The organism is Saccharomonospora azurea NA-128 (assembly GCF_000231055.2).
In the GTDB taxonomy this organism is placed as follows: domain Bacteria; phylum Actinomycetota; class Actinomycetes; order Mycobacteriales; family Pseudonocardiaceae; genus Saccharomonospora; species Saccharomonospora azurea.
The window spans coordinates 24,209-40,902 of sequence record NZ_CM001466.1 but is presented as its reverse complement, the minus strand read 5'-3'; the positions used below and the strand labels follow the sequence as shown (position 1 = coordinate 40,902).

Sequence of the window (16,694 nt, the reverse complement as noted above, 5' to 3'; positions counted from 1 at the left end):
GGCTTCAAACGCGACCGCGGGCAGCCGGGCGGCGCGCGCCGCCTCGTCGCGGGCCACGTCGAAGTCCTCCCCCGTCGGGGTCACCCGCGGCGCGTGCGCGCGCAGCTCCTCGCGCGGGGCGACGATCGAGTGCGCCCACCCGGTCTCCACCAGCAGCTGCGCTTCGGCCGTGCGCGAATGACCGGCCACCAGCACCGACGCGGCGTCGGTGTGGGCGCGCAGCAGCAGCACGTCGCGCACCTGCGGGTACGGCGCGTGCGGGTCGACGTGCAGGTCGTCGCCGTCGTCCCACACGACGTAGAGCCCGGGGTCGGCGACCGGCGCGAACATCGCCGCGCGCGTCCCCACCACGATGCGCACCGCACCGCGCACCACGGCCAGCCATCGGCGGTACCGCTCCGCGGGCCCCAGTCCGGCCGACAACGCCACGACACTGTCGTCCCCGGCGAGTGCCGCGCACGCGGCGTGCACGCGAGCGACGTCACGGTGATCGGGCACGACGAGCACCGCGCCGCGCCCTCCGGCGGCGACCGCGGTGGCGAGCTCGGCCAATCTACGGGGCCAGTCCTCCCCGGGACGCGCCTGCCACACCGCGCGCGCCGCCTTCCCGTCGCGCACGGCCGAGAAGAACGCCGGTCCACGCGGGTAGGCACGCCAACCGGAGGGGTCGGGTGCCGAGGCCACCGCGGCGGGTGGACGCGGCGGCTCTGCTTCCACCCGCGCATGCCGAGGGGGCACCGCCAGGCGCACCACGTCGGCGAGCGTGCCCCCGTACCGGCGGGCGACCGCCTGGCACACGCGCAGCAGCGCGGGAGGCAGGACGCGCTCGGGCGAGACGACGCGCTCCAGGAACGCGAGCCTGCGCGTGTAGTCGCTGGTCGCCGCCCGCTCCAGCAGGTAGCCGTCCACGAGCTGACCCGCGAACCGCACCCGCACGCGGCATCCCGGCACCGCGGTCTCGGCGAGCTCCCGCGGCACCTGGTAGTCGAAGGTCCGGTCGAGGTGTGCCAGCGGAACGTCGACGAGCACGCGCGCGATCGGGTCGGTGTCGGCGGGCTGCCGCTTGCCCTTGGCGCCGCGCGAGGACCGCGAACCCTTCGCGCTCTTCGCGGCCCTCGCCGCTCTCCCCGGTGACGCCGCCGGACGATCCGACCGCGCCCGCGACTCCGCCGACGGCGGCTGCGGCAACTCCCACAGCGGGTCGGTGTCCGAACGGCTCATCCGTCCTTCTTTACCAGACCCGGTGGGTGTGCCCGCCTCACACGGAGGGGCGGGCGGGTTCCGTCGACGGAACGGGCTGCCGCTTCGGGGTGATCCACTTGTTCAGGAGGTCGAACGCGGGCTGTTCCACGAGCCTCGTCAACGCCCACCCGAGCAGGATGGCCGCCGCGAACCACGCGGGCACCCAGCCCCACCACGGCACACCCAGGTCGGCGAGATGCCGGGCGACGATGGTGCCCATCACGTAGTGCATGAGGTACACGCCGTAGGAGATGCCGGCGAGCCAGCGGATCGGCCGCTCCAGCGCCGTGAAGACCCGGCCGTTCCACGCCGGCGCGTAGGCCGCCACGCAGATGAGCACCATGGCCACCGCGTAGGGCAGGACGGCGTCGTTGGCGGGCGGATGCATGCTGTGGGCCATCAACACCGCGATGAGCATCAGGTAGAGCTGCGTGAAGCTCATGCGCTTCTTCGACCAGCGGTAGATGGCGAAACCCGCGATCAGCAGGTGCGCCCGGTTGAGTCCGGTGCCGTCCATCGCGATGGAGAGCCACATCGGCACGACGTCGCCCGGTCCCATGAACAGGTACCGGATCGCGAGCGGCACGAGCAGCACCGCCCACATCACCGCGGACGCCACGGTGCCGCGCACCCGCTTGCTCGCCGCGAAGAGGGCGATGGCGGTGAAGCCCGCCACCTGCACCGGCACGGTCCAGTGCGCCAGGTCGATGTAGGCGACGTCGGGCACCAGCAGGTGCACCAGCGCGAGGTTGCCGAGCAGGTCGCCGTAGGTGTGCCGGGGCAGCCCCTCGGGCGCCAGCAGCTGGGTCGTCACGAAGATGACCACCACGGCGACCCAGAACGCGGGCAACAGGCGCGCGAGCCTGCGCAGCCACCACCTCAGCGAGGGGTGCTTGCCGATCGTCATCGCCGCGAAGTAGCCCGACACGGTGATGAGGACCGAGGCTCCGAACGGGAAGTCCATTCGCAGCGGCTCGGGCGGCAGATCGAGGCCCGGCAGGTTCAACGGCGCCAGCAGCGTCGCGTGGAAGGCCAGCACCGCGAAGATGCCGACCACGCGCACCGCATCCCAGCTGATGTAGCGCGGTTTGCGGGGTTTGGCCTTCTCGGTCTCGGCCGCCGCCACCGGGCTCGCCACGACCTCCTGCGCCTGCACCATGAGTTCGGGAGTTTAAGCCACTCCACCCACTCGGCCCCCGAAGGGGTGGCGCACCGTCACGCTCCGACAGCGGCGCGAAGCTCGTCGACGCGGTCGGTGCGTTCCCACGGCAGGTCGACGTCGGTCCGGCCGAAGTGACCGTAGGCGGCCGTCGGCGCGTAGATCGGACGCAACAGGTCCAGATCCCGGATGATGGCCGCCGGACGCAGGTCGAACACCTCCGTGATCGCGGCCTGGATCTTGGCCGGATCCACCTTCTCGGTGCCGAACGTCTCGACGAACAACCCCACCGGCGCCGCCTTCCCGATCGCGTACGCCACCTGCACCTCGACCCGGCCCGCGAGTTCTGCGGCGACGATGTTCTTGGCGACCCAGCGCATCGCGTACGCCGCCGAGCGGTCCACCTTCGACGGGTCCTTGCCCGAGAACGCACCACCACCGTGGCGCGCCATACCGCCGTAGGTGTCCACGATGATCTTGCGCCCGGTCAGGCCCGCGTCACCCATCGGACCACCCACCACGAACCGCCCCGTCGGGTTCACGAGGAGGCGGGTGTCCTCCTGCTCCCAGTCCATCTCCCGCAGCACCGGACCCACCACGTGCTCCGCGACGTCCACGGCGAGGAGCTTGTCGAGGTCGATGCCCTCGGCGTGCTGGCTGGAGATGACCACGGTGTCCAGCCGCACCGGGCGGTCGCCCTCGTACTCGATGGTCACCTGCGTCTTGCCGTCCGGCCGCAGGTACGGCAGCACGCCGTCCTTCCTGACGGCCGTCAACTGCCGGGCGAGCCGGTGGGCCAACGCGATGGGCAGCGGCATCAGCTCCGGGGTGTCCGAGCACGCGTAGCCGAACATCAGACCCTGATCGCCCGCGCCCTGGCGGTCCAACTCGTCGACGTGGCCGGGATCGTGTTCGCCGACCCGGGTCTCGTACGCGGCGTCCACACCCTGGGCAATGTCGGGCGACTGCGAACCGATGGCCACGTTGACCCCGCACGACGCACCGTCGAAGCCCTTCGCCGACGAGTCGTAGCCGATCTCCAGGACGCGATCGCGCACGATCGTCGGGATGTCGGCGTAGGCCTCGGTGGTCACCTCACCGGCGACCTGGACCTGCCCGGTCGTGATCAGGGTCTCGACCGCGACGCGGCTGTTCGCGTCCTTGCTCAGCAACGCGTCCAGAATCGAGTCGCTGATCGAGTCACAGACCTTGTCGGGATGCCCCTCGGTCACCGACTCCGACGTGAACAACCTGCGGTTCGACGCACACACCGGACCTTCGCCCCATCCTCACTCGACGTGTCGATGCGACTGAAGCCTACTGGGGCCGCCCACTCTCCCGCAGCAGCTCCGACACGGCGTCCCACACGGTGGTCGCGAGCTCGGTCTTGGCGCCCAACGGGATGCGCTGCTCGGCACCGTCGGCCGACAGCAGCCACCCGGTGTTCTCGTCGACCTCGAACGCGCGGCCCTCGCCGACGGCGTTCACGACGAGCAGGTCGACGCCCTTGCGCTTCAACTTCTTGTGGGCGTGGTCGAGGACACTGCCGTGCTCGTCGCCGGTCTCCGCCGCGAACCCCACCAGCAGCTGGCCGGGCCGCCTGCGTGCCACGAGGCCGGCGAGGATGTCCGGGTTGCGCTCCAACACCACGGTCGGAGCCGATCCGTCGTCCTTTTTCTTGATCTTGTGCTCGGCTCGGGCGGCGGGACGGAAGTCCGCGACCGCCGCGGCCATCACGACGACGTCGGCGTCCAGCGAGGCCGCGTTCACGGCGCTCTCCAGCTCGGCGGCCGTCGACACGCGCGCCACGCGCACTCCGGCCGGGTCGGGCAGCGCCACCGTGTGCGCGGCGACGAGCGTCACCTCGGCCCCTCGCTGCGCGGCGACCCGGGCGAGCGCGTAGCCCTGCTTGCCGGACGATCGGTTGCCGAGGAAGCGCACCGGGTCCAGCTGTTCCCGGGTCCCGCCCGCCGACACCACGATCCGGACCCCGTCGAGGTCGCGGGGCAGCGCGTCGGGACGCGCGAGCAGCAGACGGGCCAGGTCGACGATCTCCCGCGGATCGGCGAGGCGGCCCTTGCCGGTGTCCTTGCCGGTCAGCCGACCCGAGTCCGGCTCGGTGACCACGGCGCCGCGTGACCTCAGCAACGCCACGTTGTCCTGCGTCGCCGGGTGCTCCCACATCTCGGTGTGCATGGCGGGGAAGAACGCCACCGGACACCGTGCGGTCAGCAGCGTGTTGGTGAGCAGGTCGTCGGCGAGCCCGTGCGCCGCCTTCGCCAGCAGGTCCGCCGTCGCGGGCACCACCAGCACCAGGTCGGCCTCCTGGCCGACCCGCACGTGCTGCACCTCGGGAACCTGGGAGAACACCCCGGTGTGCACGGGATGCCCCGACAACGCCTCGAAGGTGGCGGCCCCGACGAAGTTCAGGGCGGCGGCGGTGGGGACGACACGGACGTCGTGCCCGGTCTCGGTGAGTCCGCGCAGCACCTCGCACGCCTTGTAGGCGGCGATGCCGCCCCCGACACCGAGAACGACTCGAGGTCGCGTTCCCACCGGAGGACTACTCGCCCTCGGTGTGCTCCAGCAGACCCGAGTGGATCTCGCGCAGAGCGATCGACAGCGGCTTCTCGCGGGGGCCCGGCTCCACGAGCGGCCCCACGTACTCCAGCAGACCCTCGCCGAGCTGGGCGTAGTAGTCGTTGATCTGACGGGCGCGCTTCGCCGCGTAGATCACGAGGGCGTACTTCGAGCTGACCTTGTCGAGCAGGTCGTCGATGGGCGGGTTGGTGATGCCTTCAAGCTGCTCACCCTGCGGACCCAGCGTAATCGCGGTCACTGACTGTGCTCCGTCTCGTCGCATGCGGTGGTTCGGCCAGTCACCAAGCTTAGCAACTGGCGTGCGGCGGCTCGCACGTCGGCGTTGACGATGCGCTCGTCGAACTCGTCGGCCGCCGCGAGTTCTCGTTCGGCTTCGCGGAGACGCGCACGGACGGCGTCGTCGTGCTCCGTGCCCCGTCCCGTGAGCCTGCCGACCAGTTCGTCCCACGAGGGCGGCAGCAGCATGACCAGCTGCGCCTCCGGCATCGCCCGACGCACCTGCCGGGCACCCTGGAGCTCGATCTCCAGGACGGCCGGGCGACCGGCGTCCAGCACGCGTTCCACGGGAGCTCGGGGCGTTCCATAGCGGTTGCCCGCGAACTCGGCGTGTTCGAGCAGCTCGCCGCCGCGCTCCATCGCCTCGAAGGTCTCCCGGTCGACGAAGTGGTAGTGCTCACCGTTCACTTCGCCGGCGCGCGGTGGCCGGGTGGTCACCGACACGCTGAAGTAGATGTCGGGACACAGTCGTCGCAACTCGGCCACGACACTCGACTTACCGACGCCGGACGGGCCCGACACGACGGTGAGCCGGTGCCTGGGGCTCGCGCCCGACACCGACTCACCGTTCATCGCGCGACCGGCCGGAAAGCCTGCCGCGTTCGAGCCGTGAACCTGCTCACTCACTCGCCGCTGAACTCGGCCAGCAGCGCCTTGCGCTGCCGGTCGCCGAGACCACGCAGACGACGGCTGGTGGCGATCTCCAGCCGCTCCATCGTCTGCTGCGCACGCACCTTGCCCACGCCCGGCAGAGCCTCCAGCAGAGCGGAGACCTTCATCTTGCCGAGGACCTCGTCCTCGTCGGCCTGCTTCAGCACGTCGGCGAGGGTCGTACCGCCGCGCTTGAGCCTTTCCTTGAGCTCCGCGCGAGCGCGACGGGCGGCGGCGGCCTTCTCCAGCGCCGCAGCACGCTGTTCCTCGGTGAGCTGGGGAAGTGCCACGTTTTCCTCCGGTGTTACTCAAAAATTCTGGGTGGGTGTGGCGACCGTACCCACCCTCGACCTGGTCTCTCAATGCGGGGGTGATGCCGACCGCGCCAGGACACGGCCAGAGCCGACCCTACTCACGGAAACGCTCCCAGACATGGGTCGCAAGGTCGGAATCCGAAGCATTTCCTGTTGCGCCGGAACACCCCGCCTGACGCCACGACGCGTAGCGTAGTGCAAGATCAAAATATGGTCGGACCAGGGCTTGTTCCGGCGCCGCATGCGTTTACGGCAGGATGGACGCGAGAGTATCCCGCGTTCGCTCCACCGCGGCGCGTAACGCGTCCGGGTCGGGACCGTGCCGCAGAATGTCCCGCGACGACGTCGGGAGCAGGCCTCTCTGTTCCCCTCCGAAAACCCGGCGCAAATCCTCGGCGGTGGCACCCTGAGCGCCGAATCCCGGGGCCAGCACGGGCCCGTTGAGGCGCTCCAGGGACACCTCGTCCGGCCCCACGGTGGCACCCACGACCACGCCCACGTGACCGAGCGGGTCCGCACCCTCGTTGCACTTCGCCGCTTCATCCACAATGGACTGCGCGACGGTGGCGCCGTGGGCGTCTCTCGCCCGCTGGACGGCGTGGCCCTCCGGATTGGACGTCCGTGCGAGCACGAACACCCCTCTCCCGGTGAGCCGTGCCTGCTCCACCGCGGCGTCCAACGAACCGAAACCGAGGTAAGGCGACACCGTGACGGCGTCGGCCGCCAACGGCGCTCCGTCGGCGAGGTAGGCGGCCGTGTAGGCCGCCATCGTCGACCCGATGTCCCCGCGTTTGACGTCCAGCAACACGAGTGCTCCGCCCTCCCGGGCGGTGGCGAGGACGCGTTCGAGTACCGCGATCCCCGCCGACCCGTACGCCTCGAAGAACGCCGACTGGGGCTTCAGCACGGCCACGGAGCCCGCGAGGGCCTCCGTGGCCGTCAGAGCGAAGCGTTCGAGCCCGCCCGCGTCCGTGGGCAGCCCCCAGGCCTCCAGCAACGCCGGATGCGGGTCCACGCCCACGCACAGCGGGCCGCGAGCGGCCACCGCCTCGGTCAGCCGCGCACCGAACGAGCCTTCCGGGTGCCCGCTCACGCGCGGGTCACCTCACGAACGGTGGCCTGCAACTCCTGCAGCGAGCGCGCGACGATGTCCCCGCGGATGAGGGCCTCGATGCCGTGCACCGCCGCCGCGGCGCCCTGCACCGTGGTGACACACGGGATGCCCCGCGACACCGCCGCGGTGCGGATCTCGTACCCGTCCACGCGCGGACCGCTGTTCCCGTACGGCGTGTTGATCACCATGTCGACACCGCCGTCCAGGATCACCTCGACGATGTTGGGCTCGGCGGCCGTGCTGCCCTCGTAGTGCTTGCGCACCACCGCGCACTCGATGCCGTTGCGCCGCAACACGTCCGCGGTGCCCGCCGTCGCGACGACCCGGAAGCCCAGGTCGGCGAGCCGCTTCACCGGGAAGACCAGCGACCGCTTGTCCCGGTTGGCGACCGAGACGAACACGGTGCCGTGCGTGGGCAGCGACCCGTACGCGCCCGCCTGGGACTTCGCGAACGCCTCGCCGAACGAGACGTCGACGCCCATCACCTCGCCCGTCGACTTCATCTCCGGACCGAGCAGCGAGTCGACCCCGTGGCCCTCCGGCGTGCGGAACCGGTGGAACGGCAGCACGGCCTCCTTCACCGCCACCGGCGAGCCCACCGGCAGCAGTCCACCGTCGCCCTCGGCGGGCAGGACGCCGCGCGCCCTCAGATCGGCGATCGACGAACCGGTCATGAGCAAAGCCGCCGCCTTCGCCAGCGACACCGCCGTGGCCTTCGACACGAACGGCACGGTGCGCGACGCCCTCGGGTTGGCCTCCAGCACGTACAGGACGTCGTCCTTGAGGGCGTACTGGACGTTGAGCAGCCCCCGCACACCGATGCCCTTGGCGATGGCCTCGGTCGAGCGGCGGACCGCGTCCAGGTCGGTGCGGCCCAGGGTGATCGGCGGCAGGGCGCACGCCGAGTCGCCGGAGTGCACCCCGGCCTCCTCGATGTGCTCCATGACACCGCCCAGGAAGAGCTCCTCGCCGTCGTAGAGCGCGTCGACGTCGATCTCGATGGCGTCGTCGAGGAACCGGTCGACGAGCACGGGGTGCTCGGGGGTGACCTCGGTCGCGCGCTCGATGTAGCCGCGCAGCGACTCCTCGTCGTAGACGATCTCCATGCCCCGGCCGCCCAGCACGTACGAGGGCCGCACCAGCACCGGGTAGCCGATCTCGTCGGCGATCGCGCGGGCACCGTCGAACGACGTCGCCATGCCGTACTTCGGCGCGGGCAGGCCGGCGGCCGTCAGCACCTCGCCGAACGCGCCGCGTTCCTCCGCGAGGTGGATGGCCTCGGGCGGTGTCCCCACCACGGGCACTCCCGCGTCGGCGAGCCGCTGGGCGAGGCCCAGCGGAGTCTGCCCACCGAGCTGGACGATCACCCCGACGACGTCTCCCGACTCCTGCTCGGCGTGCACGATCTCCAGCACGTCCTCGAACGTGAGCGGTTCGAAGTACAGGCGGTCGGAGGTGTCGTAGTCGGTGGACACGGTCTCCGGGTTGCAGTTCACCATCACGGCCTCGAACCCGGCCTCGCGCAGCGCCAGCGCGGCGTGCACGCACGAGTAGTCGAACTCGATGCCCTGACCGATCCGGTTCGGCCCCGAGCCCAGGATCAGTACCTTGGGCTTCTCCCGCTGCTCGGCCACCTCGGACTCCGCGGCGGGGTCCGTCTCGTAGGCCGAGTAGTGGTAGGGCGTCTTCGCCTCGAACTCCGCGGCACACGTGTCCACGGTCTTGAAGACCGGACGCACGCCGAGCCGGTGGCGCAGCGCGCGGACGCCGTCCTCACCGGCCAGTTCCGGCCGCAGGGCCGCGATCTGCCGGTCGGACAGTCCGATGCGCTTGGCCCGGCGCAGCAGGCCCTCGTCGAGCACGGGCACGTCGCGCAGCTGCGCGCCCACCTCACCGATCAGCTCGATCTGGTCGAGGAACCACGGGTCGATGCCGCTGGCCTCGTGGACCTGCTCCACGGTGGCACCGAGCCGCAACGCGCGCTCCACGGTGTAGAGGCGTCCCTCGTGCGGCGTGCGCAGTGCCTCGAGTGTCGACTCCAGCGTCGCGCCCTCAGGGTCGGGCCTGGTCCAGAACCCGACGGCCTTCGTCTCCAGGGAGCGCATGGCCTTGCCCAGCGCCTCGGCGAAGTTGCGGCCGAGCGCCATCGCCTCGCCGACGCTCTTCATCGTCGTGGTCAGCTCGGGGTCCGCGCCGGGAAACTTCTCGAACGCGAACCGGGGCGTCTTGACGACCACGTAGTCGAGCGTGGGCTCGAACGACGCGGGTGTCTCGCCGGTGATGTCGTTGCTGATCTCGTCGAGCGTGTACCCGATCGCGAGCTTGGCCGCGATCTTGGCGATGGGGAATCCGGTGGCCTTCGACGCCAGGGCCGACGAGCGCGAGACGCGGGGGTTCATCTCGATGACGACCATGCGGCCGTCCTTCGGGTTGACGGCGAACTGGATGTTGCAGCCACCCGTGTCGACACCGACCTCGCGCAGCACCGCGATACCGAGGTCGCGCATCTGCTGGTACTCGCGGTCGGTGAGCGTCATCGCCGGGGCGACGGTCACGGAGTCGCCGGTGTGCACGCCCATCGGGTCGACGTTCTCGATCGAACACACGATCACCACGTTGTCGTGGCGGTCGCGCATGAGTTCGAGCTCGTACTCCTTCCAGCCGAGGACGCTCTCCTCGATGAGCACCTCGGTGACCGGGCTCTCCTCCAGCCCGAACGACGCCATGCGCTCCAGCTCCTCGGGCGTGTGCGCCATGCCCGAGCCGAGGCCGCCCATGGTGAACGACGGACGGATGACCACCGGCAGCCCGAGTTCCGCGACGGTCTCGTGGACCTCCTCCATGGAGTGGCACACGGCGCTGCGCGGAACACCGCCGCCGACGGCGCGCACGATGTCCTTGAACTTCTGCCGGTCCTCACCGCGCTGGATGGCGTCGATGTCGGCGCCGATGAGCTCGATGCCGTACTTCTCCAGCACCCCGCGCTCGTGGAGCGCGACCGCGCAGTTCAACGCCGTCTGGCCGCCGAGGGTGGCCAGCAGCGAGTCGATCGGCCTGCCCTTCTCCTGCTCGGCGACGATGACCTTCTCCACGAACTCCGGCGTCACGGGCTCGACGTAGGTCGAGTCGGCGAACTCCGGGTCGGTCATGATCGTGGCCGGGTTGGAGTTGACCAGGCTCACCCGCAAACCCTCGGACCGCAGCACACGGCACGCCTGCGTCCCGGAGTAGTCGAACTCGGCGGCCTGGCCGATGACGATCGGCCCGGACCCGATCACGAGCACATGCTCGATGTCAGTGCGCTTGGGCATGGCGGGCCTCCATCATGGTCACGAAGTCGTCGAACAGCGGCGCCGCGTCGTGCGGGCCCGCGGCGGCCTCGGGGTGGTACTGCACGGAGAACGCCGGGACCTCCTCGCACCGCAGCCCCTCGACGGTGCCGTCGTTGGCGCAGTAGTGGCTCACGTGCGCCTTACCGAACGGCGAGTCGAACCGCTGCCCCGGCTCGCCCTCCAGCGCGAAGCCGTGGTTCTGCGAGGTGATGGCCACACGGCCCGTCGCCGCGTCGATCACGGGAACGTTGATGCCGCGGTGCCCGAACCGCATCTTGTAGGTCGACAGGCCCAGCGCCCGGCCCAGGATCTGGTTGCCGAAGCAGATCCCGAACAGCGGCAGACCACGCTCCAGCACCCGGCGGGTGAGTTCGATCGCGTCGCCCTGCGTCTCCGGGTCGCCGGGGCCGTTCGACAGGAACACGCCGTCCGGCTCGGTCGCGAGGACGTCGTCGATGCCGCTGCCCGCGGGCAGCACGTGCAGTTCGACACCGCGCCGCACGAGCTGCCGCGGCGTGTTCGCCTTGATGCCGAGGTCCAGCGCCGCGACCCGGAACCGGGTCTCGCCGATGGCGGGCACCACGTAGGGCTTCGAGGTGGTCACCTCGCGGGCGAGGTCCGCGCCCTTCATCTTCGGGCTCGCGAGCACCTGCGCCACCATGTCGTCGTCGCCGACCAGCGCATCGCCGGAGAACACGCCCGCCCGCATGGAGCCGTGCTCCCGCAGGTGCCGGGTCAGGGTGCGGGTGTCGATCTCGGCGATACCCACCACGCCCTGCTCGACGAGGACGCTGTCCAGCGAACGCGTCGCCCGCCAGCTCGACGGCACACGCGCCGGGTCGCGCACGACGTACCCGGCGACCCAGATGCGCTGCGACTCGTCGTCCTCGTCGTTCCAGCCGGTGTTGCCGATGTGCGGTGCCGTCTGCACGACGATCTGCCGGTGGTACGAGGGGTCGGTGAGCGTCTCCTGGTACCCGGTCATCCCGGTGCAGAAGACCGCCTCACCCAGCGTGCGCCCGCGCGCGCCGTAGGCAGTCCCTCTGAAAATCCGCCCGTCCTCCAGCACGAGTGCGGCGGCGTTGTGCGTGCCGGTCATACCTGGGCACCTCCCTTGACCTGCTCGATCCACTGCGGGTAGACGGAAAGGTCGTCACCGCGCAGTCCGGTGTCGAGCTCGACGTCCCCAAGGCGCCACGTGACCACCAACAGGCTCTCCGTGCCCATGACCTTGCCCGCCATTCCTTTGGCCGTACCGACGCGGACGACGCTGTCACGCGGGATCCAGAAGCTCGGAGCACCGGCGCGGTCCACCTCGACCCCGTCGTCGTACAGGCGCAGCACCGCCGGGCCGCGCATACCCGCGCCCCGGGTGACGATGCGTTCCTGCCAGTGCCCCGACACCGTCGTGCTGACGTACTGCCCCCGTGTCTCCAACAGCACCTCGCCCGGATCGGCGGGCACGGCGGGGAACGGCGGGACCAGCACGCTCTGGGCGCGAGCCTTTCGTCGCCACCCGCGCCACATGCCGTAGAGGCAGAGAGCGAAGAACGCGAAGCACAGCAGTGTCAGCAAGAGCCGGTCCATTACACAATCTTCCCTTCGCGCGACGTCACACGCCCGCGCAGCAGCGTGGCGCTCACCACGGCAGGCAGCCGCAGCCCTTCGTACGGCGTGTTGGTCGCCCGGCTCGCCAGTTCGGCTCCGCGAACCGTCCACTCCGCCTTCTCGTCCACCAGGACCACGTTGGCGGGTTCGCCCACGGCCAGCGGCCTGCCCTGATCCGGCAGGCCGACGATCTCGGCGGGCCGCTCGCTCATCACGCGCGCCACCCCGCGCCAGTCGAGCAGGCCGGGACGAACCATCGTCTCCACGACCACCGACAGCGCGGTCTGCAGGCCCAACATGCCCGGCCGCGCGGCCGACCACTCGGTGTCCTTGTCCTGCGGGGCGTGTGGCGCGTGGTCGGTGGCGACGCAGTCGATCACCCCGTCGGCGAGAGCCTGCCGCATCCGCTCCGCGTCGGCCTCGGCGCGCAGCGGCGGGTTGACCTTGTTCACCGGGTCGAACGTCGCGAGCCGCTCGTCGGTCAGGAACAGGTGGTGGGGCGTGACCTCGGCCGACACCTCGGTCCCCTGCTCCTTCGCCCACCGCAGCACGTCCACGGTGCCCGCCGCCGACACGTGGCACACGTGCAGCCGGGCCCGCGCGTGCCGAGCCAGCACGCAGTCCCTGGCAACGATCGACTCCTCCGCCGACGCCGGCCAGCCCGCGTACCCGAGGCGCGCGGCCCGCTCACCCTCGTGCGCCTGCGCGCCGACCGTGAGCCGCGGCTCCTCGGCGTGCTGGGCCACCACCACACCGAGCGCCGTCGAGTACTCCAACGCCCTCCGCATCAGCAGCGGGTCCGCGACGCAGTGCCCGTCGTCGGAGAACATCCGCACCCCCGCGGCGGAGTTCGCCATGGTGCCCATCTCGGCGAGGCGCTCGCCCGCCAGTCCCACGGTGACCGCACCCACGGGATGCACGTCCACGAGACCGACCTCCCGGCCCCGGCGCCACACGTGGTCGGTCACCACCGCGTTGTCGGCCACCGGGTCGGTGTTGGCCATGGCGAACACGGCCGTGTAACCACCCAACGCCGCCGCGGCGGAACCGGTGTCGATCGTCTCGGTGTCCTCGCGGCCCGGTTCACGCAAGTGCGTGTGCAGGTCGACGAAGCCGGGCAGCAGAACCTGCCCCTCACCCTCGATCACCTCGGCGCCGGACGGCGGGTCGATCCGCCCGATCTCGGCGATGACGCCATCCGCGACGAGGACGTCGACCGGCTCGCCCTCGCCATACAGCCGCACCTGCCGCAGCAGCACGCTGCCGGCCCGATCCTCAGTCACGGTCGCCTCCGTTCCCTGCGGGACACCCTCCCCTACTGCGGCCGCACAGCGTGCCGCAGCGGGGGCCCAACCCGGTCGGCGCCCGCAACTGGCCAGAATCCTCAGTCACGGTCGCCTCCGTTCCCTGCGGGACACCCGCACCCGGTCGGCGCCCGCAACTGGCCAGAATCCTCAGTCACGGTCGCCTCCGTCTCCCGCCGCCGCCAGCAGGTGATACAACACCGCCATCCTCACGTGCACGCCGTTGCGCACCTGTTCCGTGATCGCCGCGCTCGGCGCGTCCGCCACCGCCGACGCGATCTCCATCCCGCGCAACATGGGCCCCGGATGCAGCACCACGGCGTGCTCGGGCAACAGCCGCGCGCGCGTCTCGTTCAGCCCGTACGCGACCGAGTACTCGCGCGTCGTCGGGAAGAAACCTCCGTGCATGCGCTCCGCCTGCACCCGCAGCATCATGACCGCGTCGGCGGCGGGAAGCGCGGAATCCAGATCGTGGGACACGGTCACCGGCCACGACTCCACCCCGACCGGCAGCAGGGTCGGCGGCGCGACGAGCGTCACCTGTGCGCCGAGCGTCGACAACAGATGCACGTTGGACCGGGCGACCCTGCTGTGCAGCACGTCACCCACGATCGTCACCCGACGACCCGCGAGGTCACCGAGCCGTTCCCGCAGGGTCGCCGCGTCGAGCAGCGCCTGAGTCGGATGCTCGTGCGTCCCGTCACCGGCGTTGACCACGCTGGTGCCCGCCTCGCTCAACCAGTGGGCCAGCCGATGTGCCGCACCGGACGCCGGGTGGCGCACGATCACGCAGTCGGCGCCCGCAGCGGCCAGCGTCAACGCCGTGTCGCGCAGCGACTCTCCCTTGCCCACGGAGGACGAGCTCGCCGACACGTTGATCACGTCCGCGCTCATCCACTTGCCCGCGATCTCGAACGACACGCGGGTGCGGGTCGAGTTCTCGTAGAACAGCGTGACGACGGTGCGCCCACGCAGGGTCGGCAGCTTGCGGACCTCCCTGCCCAGCAGGGTGCGCTTCAACTCGTCGGCCGTGTCCAGCACCGCCGTGATCGAGTCGGCGTCGAGACCGTCGGTGGACAGCAGGTGTTTCATCGTGCCCCCAACAGCACCGCGTCGCGGCCGTCCGCCTCTTCGAGCAGCACGGAGACGTCCTCCGAGCGCGAGGTCGGGACGTTCTTGCCCACGTAGTCGGCGCGGATGGGCAGTTCCCGGTGTCCGCGGTCGACCAGGACCGCGAGTTGGACGGCCTTCGGCCTGCCGTGATCGCGCAACGCGTCGAGCGCGGCCCTGATGGTGCGGCCCGAGTAGAGGACGTCGTCGACCAGAACGACGATGCGGTCGTCGACACCGCTGCCGGGAACCTGGGTCTGCGCGAGCGGGCGCGTCGGTTTCCGACGGAGATCGTCGCGGTAGAGGGTGACGTCGAGCGTGCCCGTGGGCACCGTCACGCCGGAGAATTCGGTGATTTTCGAGGCCAGTCGAGCGGCCAGAGGCGCTCCCCTGGTCGGGATCCCGAGCAACACGGGTGGAGGCATGTCCTCTGCACCCAGCGCGGTTTTCTCGATGACCTGATGGGCCATTCGGGCGATGGTGCGCGCGACGTCTCCGGCCGAGAGCAGCTCCCGCTCAGCAGCCGATCCGGTCGCGCCACGTGAACGTGACGCCACGGAAGGTCTCCTTCCCCGCCTCGCTGGACGGGTCCTTAAAGGATGTCTTTTCGCTGGTTCCGCTGGTGAACCTCGTCGACGGTAGCAGGTTAGTGACCTCGCCCTTACGGGTGGTCTGTCTCGGTGAGTAACCCCAGGCGGCGATGATCTGCTTGACCTGGTGACGACAAGGCGTAACCATTACTCTGAGTATTCGGGAGAAGTGTTCCCTGTCGGTCAGCGGTGGCCGCATCGGGGCGAGGAAACGGAGAACCACCACATGGGCGATTACGCCAAGGCGCTCGGGGCCAAGCTCCGCGGTATCCGCCAGCAACAGGGTCTGTCCCTGCACGGGGTCGAGCAGAAGTCGGGTGGCCGCTGGAAGGCGGTCGTCGTCGGCTCCTACGAGCGAGGCGACCGCGCGGTGACCGTGCAGAAGCTGGCCGAGCTCGCCGACTTCTACGGGGTTCCGGTGGTCGAGTTGCTGCCCGAGGGCAGGGTGCCGTCCGGCGCCGAACCCGCCACCAAGATCGTGATCAATCTGGAGAGGCTGCAGCAGCTTCCAGCGGAGAAAGTCGGGCCGCTCGCGCGCTACGCCGCGACCATCCAGAGCCAGCGCGGCGACTACAACGGCAAGGTGCTCTCGATCCGCACCGAGGACCTGCGGTCGCTGGCGATCATCTACGACATGACCCCGGGCGAGCTGACCGAGCAGCTCATCGACTGGGGTGTGCTGCCCCCGGAAGCCCGGCCGTCGACCGAGGAGTGACGGCTCAGCCGTCGCGAGGAGTGACGGCTCAGCCGTCGCGAGGAGTGACGGCTCAGCCGTCGCGAGGAGTGACGGCTCGGCCGTCGCGAGGAATTCCGCACGTTTCCCCGCGACGGACCGCGACCCGTCGCTTCCGACTTCGTTTCGCGCGGTCCTCGGCGTCCCGTCCCACAACCGTGCCCGGTCTCCCGGGTGCGCGGGAGACGGACGTCAGAGGACCGCGCGCAGACGATCGGCGATCGTGCCGATCCGCCCCAGCACACCGTTGACGAACCGCGGGGAGTCGTCGGTCGACAACTCCTTGGCGATACCCACGGCCTCGTCGATCGCCACCGGGTCGGGAACGTCCTCGCGCCACAGCAGCTCGTACAGGCCGACCCTCAGCACGGCGAGGTCGACGGGCGGCATGCGCTTCAACGACCAACCCTGCGCGTGTTCCGCGAGCACCTCGTCGATGCGCTCACGGTGCTCGGCGACGCCCTCGACCAGTGTGATCGTGTAGTCGCTGACGGGATCGGCGTGGACCGACCCGACGCGTTCCGACAGCAGCGTCACCGGGTCGGCGTCGCGCTGGGCCGCTTCGTACAGCAGCTCCACCGCGCGTCGCCGGGAGGCCCGGCGGGAGATGCCCCCTCGCCGAGCGGGGCGGGTGGGTGTGGACTCGTCGTTCACCGTGGT

The 16,694-nt window shown here is 70.5% G+C and carries 16 protein-coding genes; 1 reads left to right on the top strand and 15 read right to left on the bottom strand.

Features of this window, described 5'->3' with window-relative positions; all coding sequences use genetic code 11:
- From SACAZDRAFT_RS23095 to pyrR, 14 genes are all read right to left on the bottom strand, one after another.
- On the bottom strand, positions 1–1,221 hold a 1,221-nt coding region (locus SACAZDRAFT_RS23095; protein ID WP_005437484.1), incomplete at its 3' end, for a primosomal protein N' family DNA-binding protein.
- Between the two features lie 37 nt (positions 1,222–1,258).
- Positions 1,259–2,401: an acyltransferase family protein gene (locus SACAZDRAFT_RS00220; RefSeq protein WP_005437482.1), complete on the bottom strand. Its 1,143-nt coding sequence runs from the start codon at positions 2,399–2,401 to the stop codon at positions 1,259–1,261.
- A gap of 56 nt (positions 2,402–2,457) precedes the next feature.
- The gene (gene metK / locus SACAZDRAFT_RS00215; protein ID WP_005437481.1) at positions 2,458–3,672 is read right to left on the bottom strand and encodes a methionine adenosyltransferase; all 1,215 of its coding nucleotides are present in this window, start codon (positions 3,670–3,672) and stop codon (positions 2,458–2,460) included.
- Between the two features lie 46 nt (positions 3,673–3,718).
- Positions 3,719–4,957, bottom strand: coding sequence for a bifunctional phosphopantothenoylcysteine decarboxylase/phosphopantothenate--cysteine ligase CoaBC (coaBC, locus tag SACAZDRAFT_RS00210; RefSeq protein WP_005437479.1), 1,239 nt, complete (start codon positions 4,955–4,957; stop codon positions 3,719–3,721).
- A 7-nt stretch (positions 4,958–4,964) separates the two neighbouring features.
- Entirely contained in the window at positions 4,965–5,264 is a 300-nt protein-coding gene (gene rpoZ, locus SACAZDRAFT_RS00205; protein WP_408638056.1) for a DNA-directed RNA polymerase subunit omega, read from the bottom strand.
- Entirely contained in the window at positions 5,237–5,905 is a 669-nt protein-coding gene (gene gmk, locus SACAZDRAFT_RS00200) for a guanylate kinase (protein WP_005452042.1), read from the bottom strand. The genes rpoZ and gmk overlap by 28 nt, the downstream gene beginning before the upstream one ends.
- A complete protein-coding gene (gene mihF / locus SACAZDRAFT_RS00195; RefSeq protein WP_005437476.1) occupies positions 5,902–6,219 on the bottom strand; it encodes an integration host factor, actinobacterial type in 318 nt (105 codons plus the stop codon). Before mihF ends, gmk begins: the two co-directional genes overlap by 4 nt.
- A gap of 271 nt (positions 6,220–6,490) precedes the next feature.
- Entirely contained in the window at positions 6,491–7,336 is an 846-nt protein-coding gene (gene pyrF, locus SACAZDRAFT_RS00190; RefSeq protein WP_005437475.1) for an orotidine-5'-phosphate decarboxylase, read from the bottom strand.
- Entirely contained in the window at positions 7,333–10,668 is a 3,336-nt protein-coding gene (gene carB, locus SACAZDRAFT_RS00185) for a carbamoyl-phosphate synthase large subunit (RefSeq protein ID WP_005437473.1), read from the bottom strand. The genes pyrF and carB overlap by 4 nt, the downstream gene beginning before the upstream one ends.
- Positions 10,652–11,788: a glutamine-hydrolyzing carbamoyl-phosphate synthase small subunit gene (carA, locus tag SACAZDRAFT_RS00180; protein ID WP_005437471.1), complete on the bottom strand. Its 1,137-nt coding sequence runs from the start codon at positions 11,786–11,788 to the stop codon at positions 10,652–10,654. Before carA ends, carB begins: the two co-directional genes overlap by 17 nt.
- The gene (locus SACAZDRAFT_RS00175; protein ID WP_005437469.1) at positions 11,785–12,276 is read right to left on the bottom strand and encodes a PH-like domain-containing protein; all 492 of its coding nucleotides are present in this window, start codon (positions 12,274–12,276) and stop codon (positions 11,785–11,787) included. Before SACAZDRAFT_RS00175 ends, carA begins: the two co-directional genes overlap by 4 nt.
- Positions 12,276–13,580, bottom strand: a complete 1,305-nt coding sequence (locus SACAZDRAFT_RS00170; protein WP_005437467.1) for a dihydroorotase — start codon at positions 13,578–13,580, stop codon at positions 12,276–12,278. Before SACAZDRAFT_RS00170 ends, SACAZDRAFT_RS00175 begins: the two co-directional genes overlap by 1 nt.
- 171 nt (positions 13,581–13,751) lie before the next feature.
- The gene (locus SACAZDRAFT_RS00165; protein ID WP_005437459.1) at positions 13,752–14,693 is read right to left on the bottom strand and encodes an aspartate carbamoyltransferase catalytic subunit; all 942 of its coding nucleotides are present in this window, start codon (positions 14,691–14,693) and stop codon (positions 13,752–13,754) included.
- Entirely contained in the window at positions 14,690–15,268 is a 579-nt protein-coding gene (gene pyrR / locus SACAZDRAFT_RS00160) for a bifunctional pyr operon transcriptional regulator/uracil phosphoribosyltransferase PyrR (RefSeq protein WP_005437458.1), read from the bottom strand. The genes SACAZDRAFT_RS00165 and pyrR overlap by 4 nt, the downstream gene beginning before the upstream one ends.
- 259 nt (positions 15,269–15,527) lie before the next feature.
- Here pyrR and bldD point away from each other — a divergent pair, with 259 nt between their 5' ends.
- Positions 15,528–16,016 carry a transcriptional regulator BldD gene (gene bldD, locus SACAZDRAFT_RS00155; RefSeq protein ID WP_005437450.1) on the top strand — a complete coding sequence of 163 codons (489 nt, stop codon included), beginning with the start codon at positions 15,528–15,530 and terminating at the stop codon, positions 16,014–16,016.
- A gap of 210 nt (positions 16,017–16,226) precedes the next feature.
- Here bldD and nusB read toward each other — a convergent pair whose 3' ends face one another.
- Positions 16,227–16,688 (bottom strand): transcription antitermination factor NusB, encoded by a 462-nt coding sequence (gene nusB, locus SACAZDRAFT_RS00150; RefSeq protein ID WP_005437444.1) that lies wholly within the window; start codon positions 16,686–16,688, stop codon positions 16,227–16,229.
- Positions 16,689–16,694 lie beyond the last annotated feature (6 nt).

What these genes read in the sequence shown, in the direction of transcription:
- carB (WP_005437473.1), bottom strand. Translation starts at nt 10,668, where the DNA reads ATGCCCAAGCGCACTGACATCGAGCATGTGCTCGTGATCGGGTCCGGG.
- carA (WP_005437471.1), bottom strand. Translation starts at nt 11,788, where the DNA reads ATGACCGGCACGCACAACGCCGCCGCACTCGTGCTGGAGGACGGGCGG.
- rpoZ (WP_408638056.1), bottom strand. Translation starts at nt 5,264, where the DNA reads ATGCGACGAGACGGAGCACAGTCAGTGACCGCGATTACGCTGGGTCCG.
- bldD (WP_005437450.1), top strand. Translation starts at nt 15,528, where the DNA reads ATGGGCGATTACGCCAAGGCGCTCGGGGCCAAGCTCCGCGGTATCCGC.
- SACAZDRAFT_RS00220 (WP_005437482.1), bottom strand. Translation starts at nt 2,401, where the DNA reads ATGGTGCAGGCGCAGGAGGTCGTGGCGAGCCCGGTGGCGGCGGCCGAG.
- SACAZDRAFT_RS00175 (WP_005437469.1), bottom strand. Translation starts at nt 12,276, where the DNA reads ATGGACCGGCTCTTGCTGACACTGCTGTGCTTCGCGTTCTTCGCTCTC.
- SACAZDRAFT_RS00165 (WP_005437459.1), bottom strand. Translation starts at nt 14,693, where the DNA reads ATGAAACACCTGCTGTCCACCGACGGTCTCGACGCCGACTCGATCACG.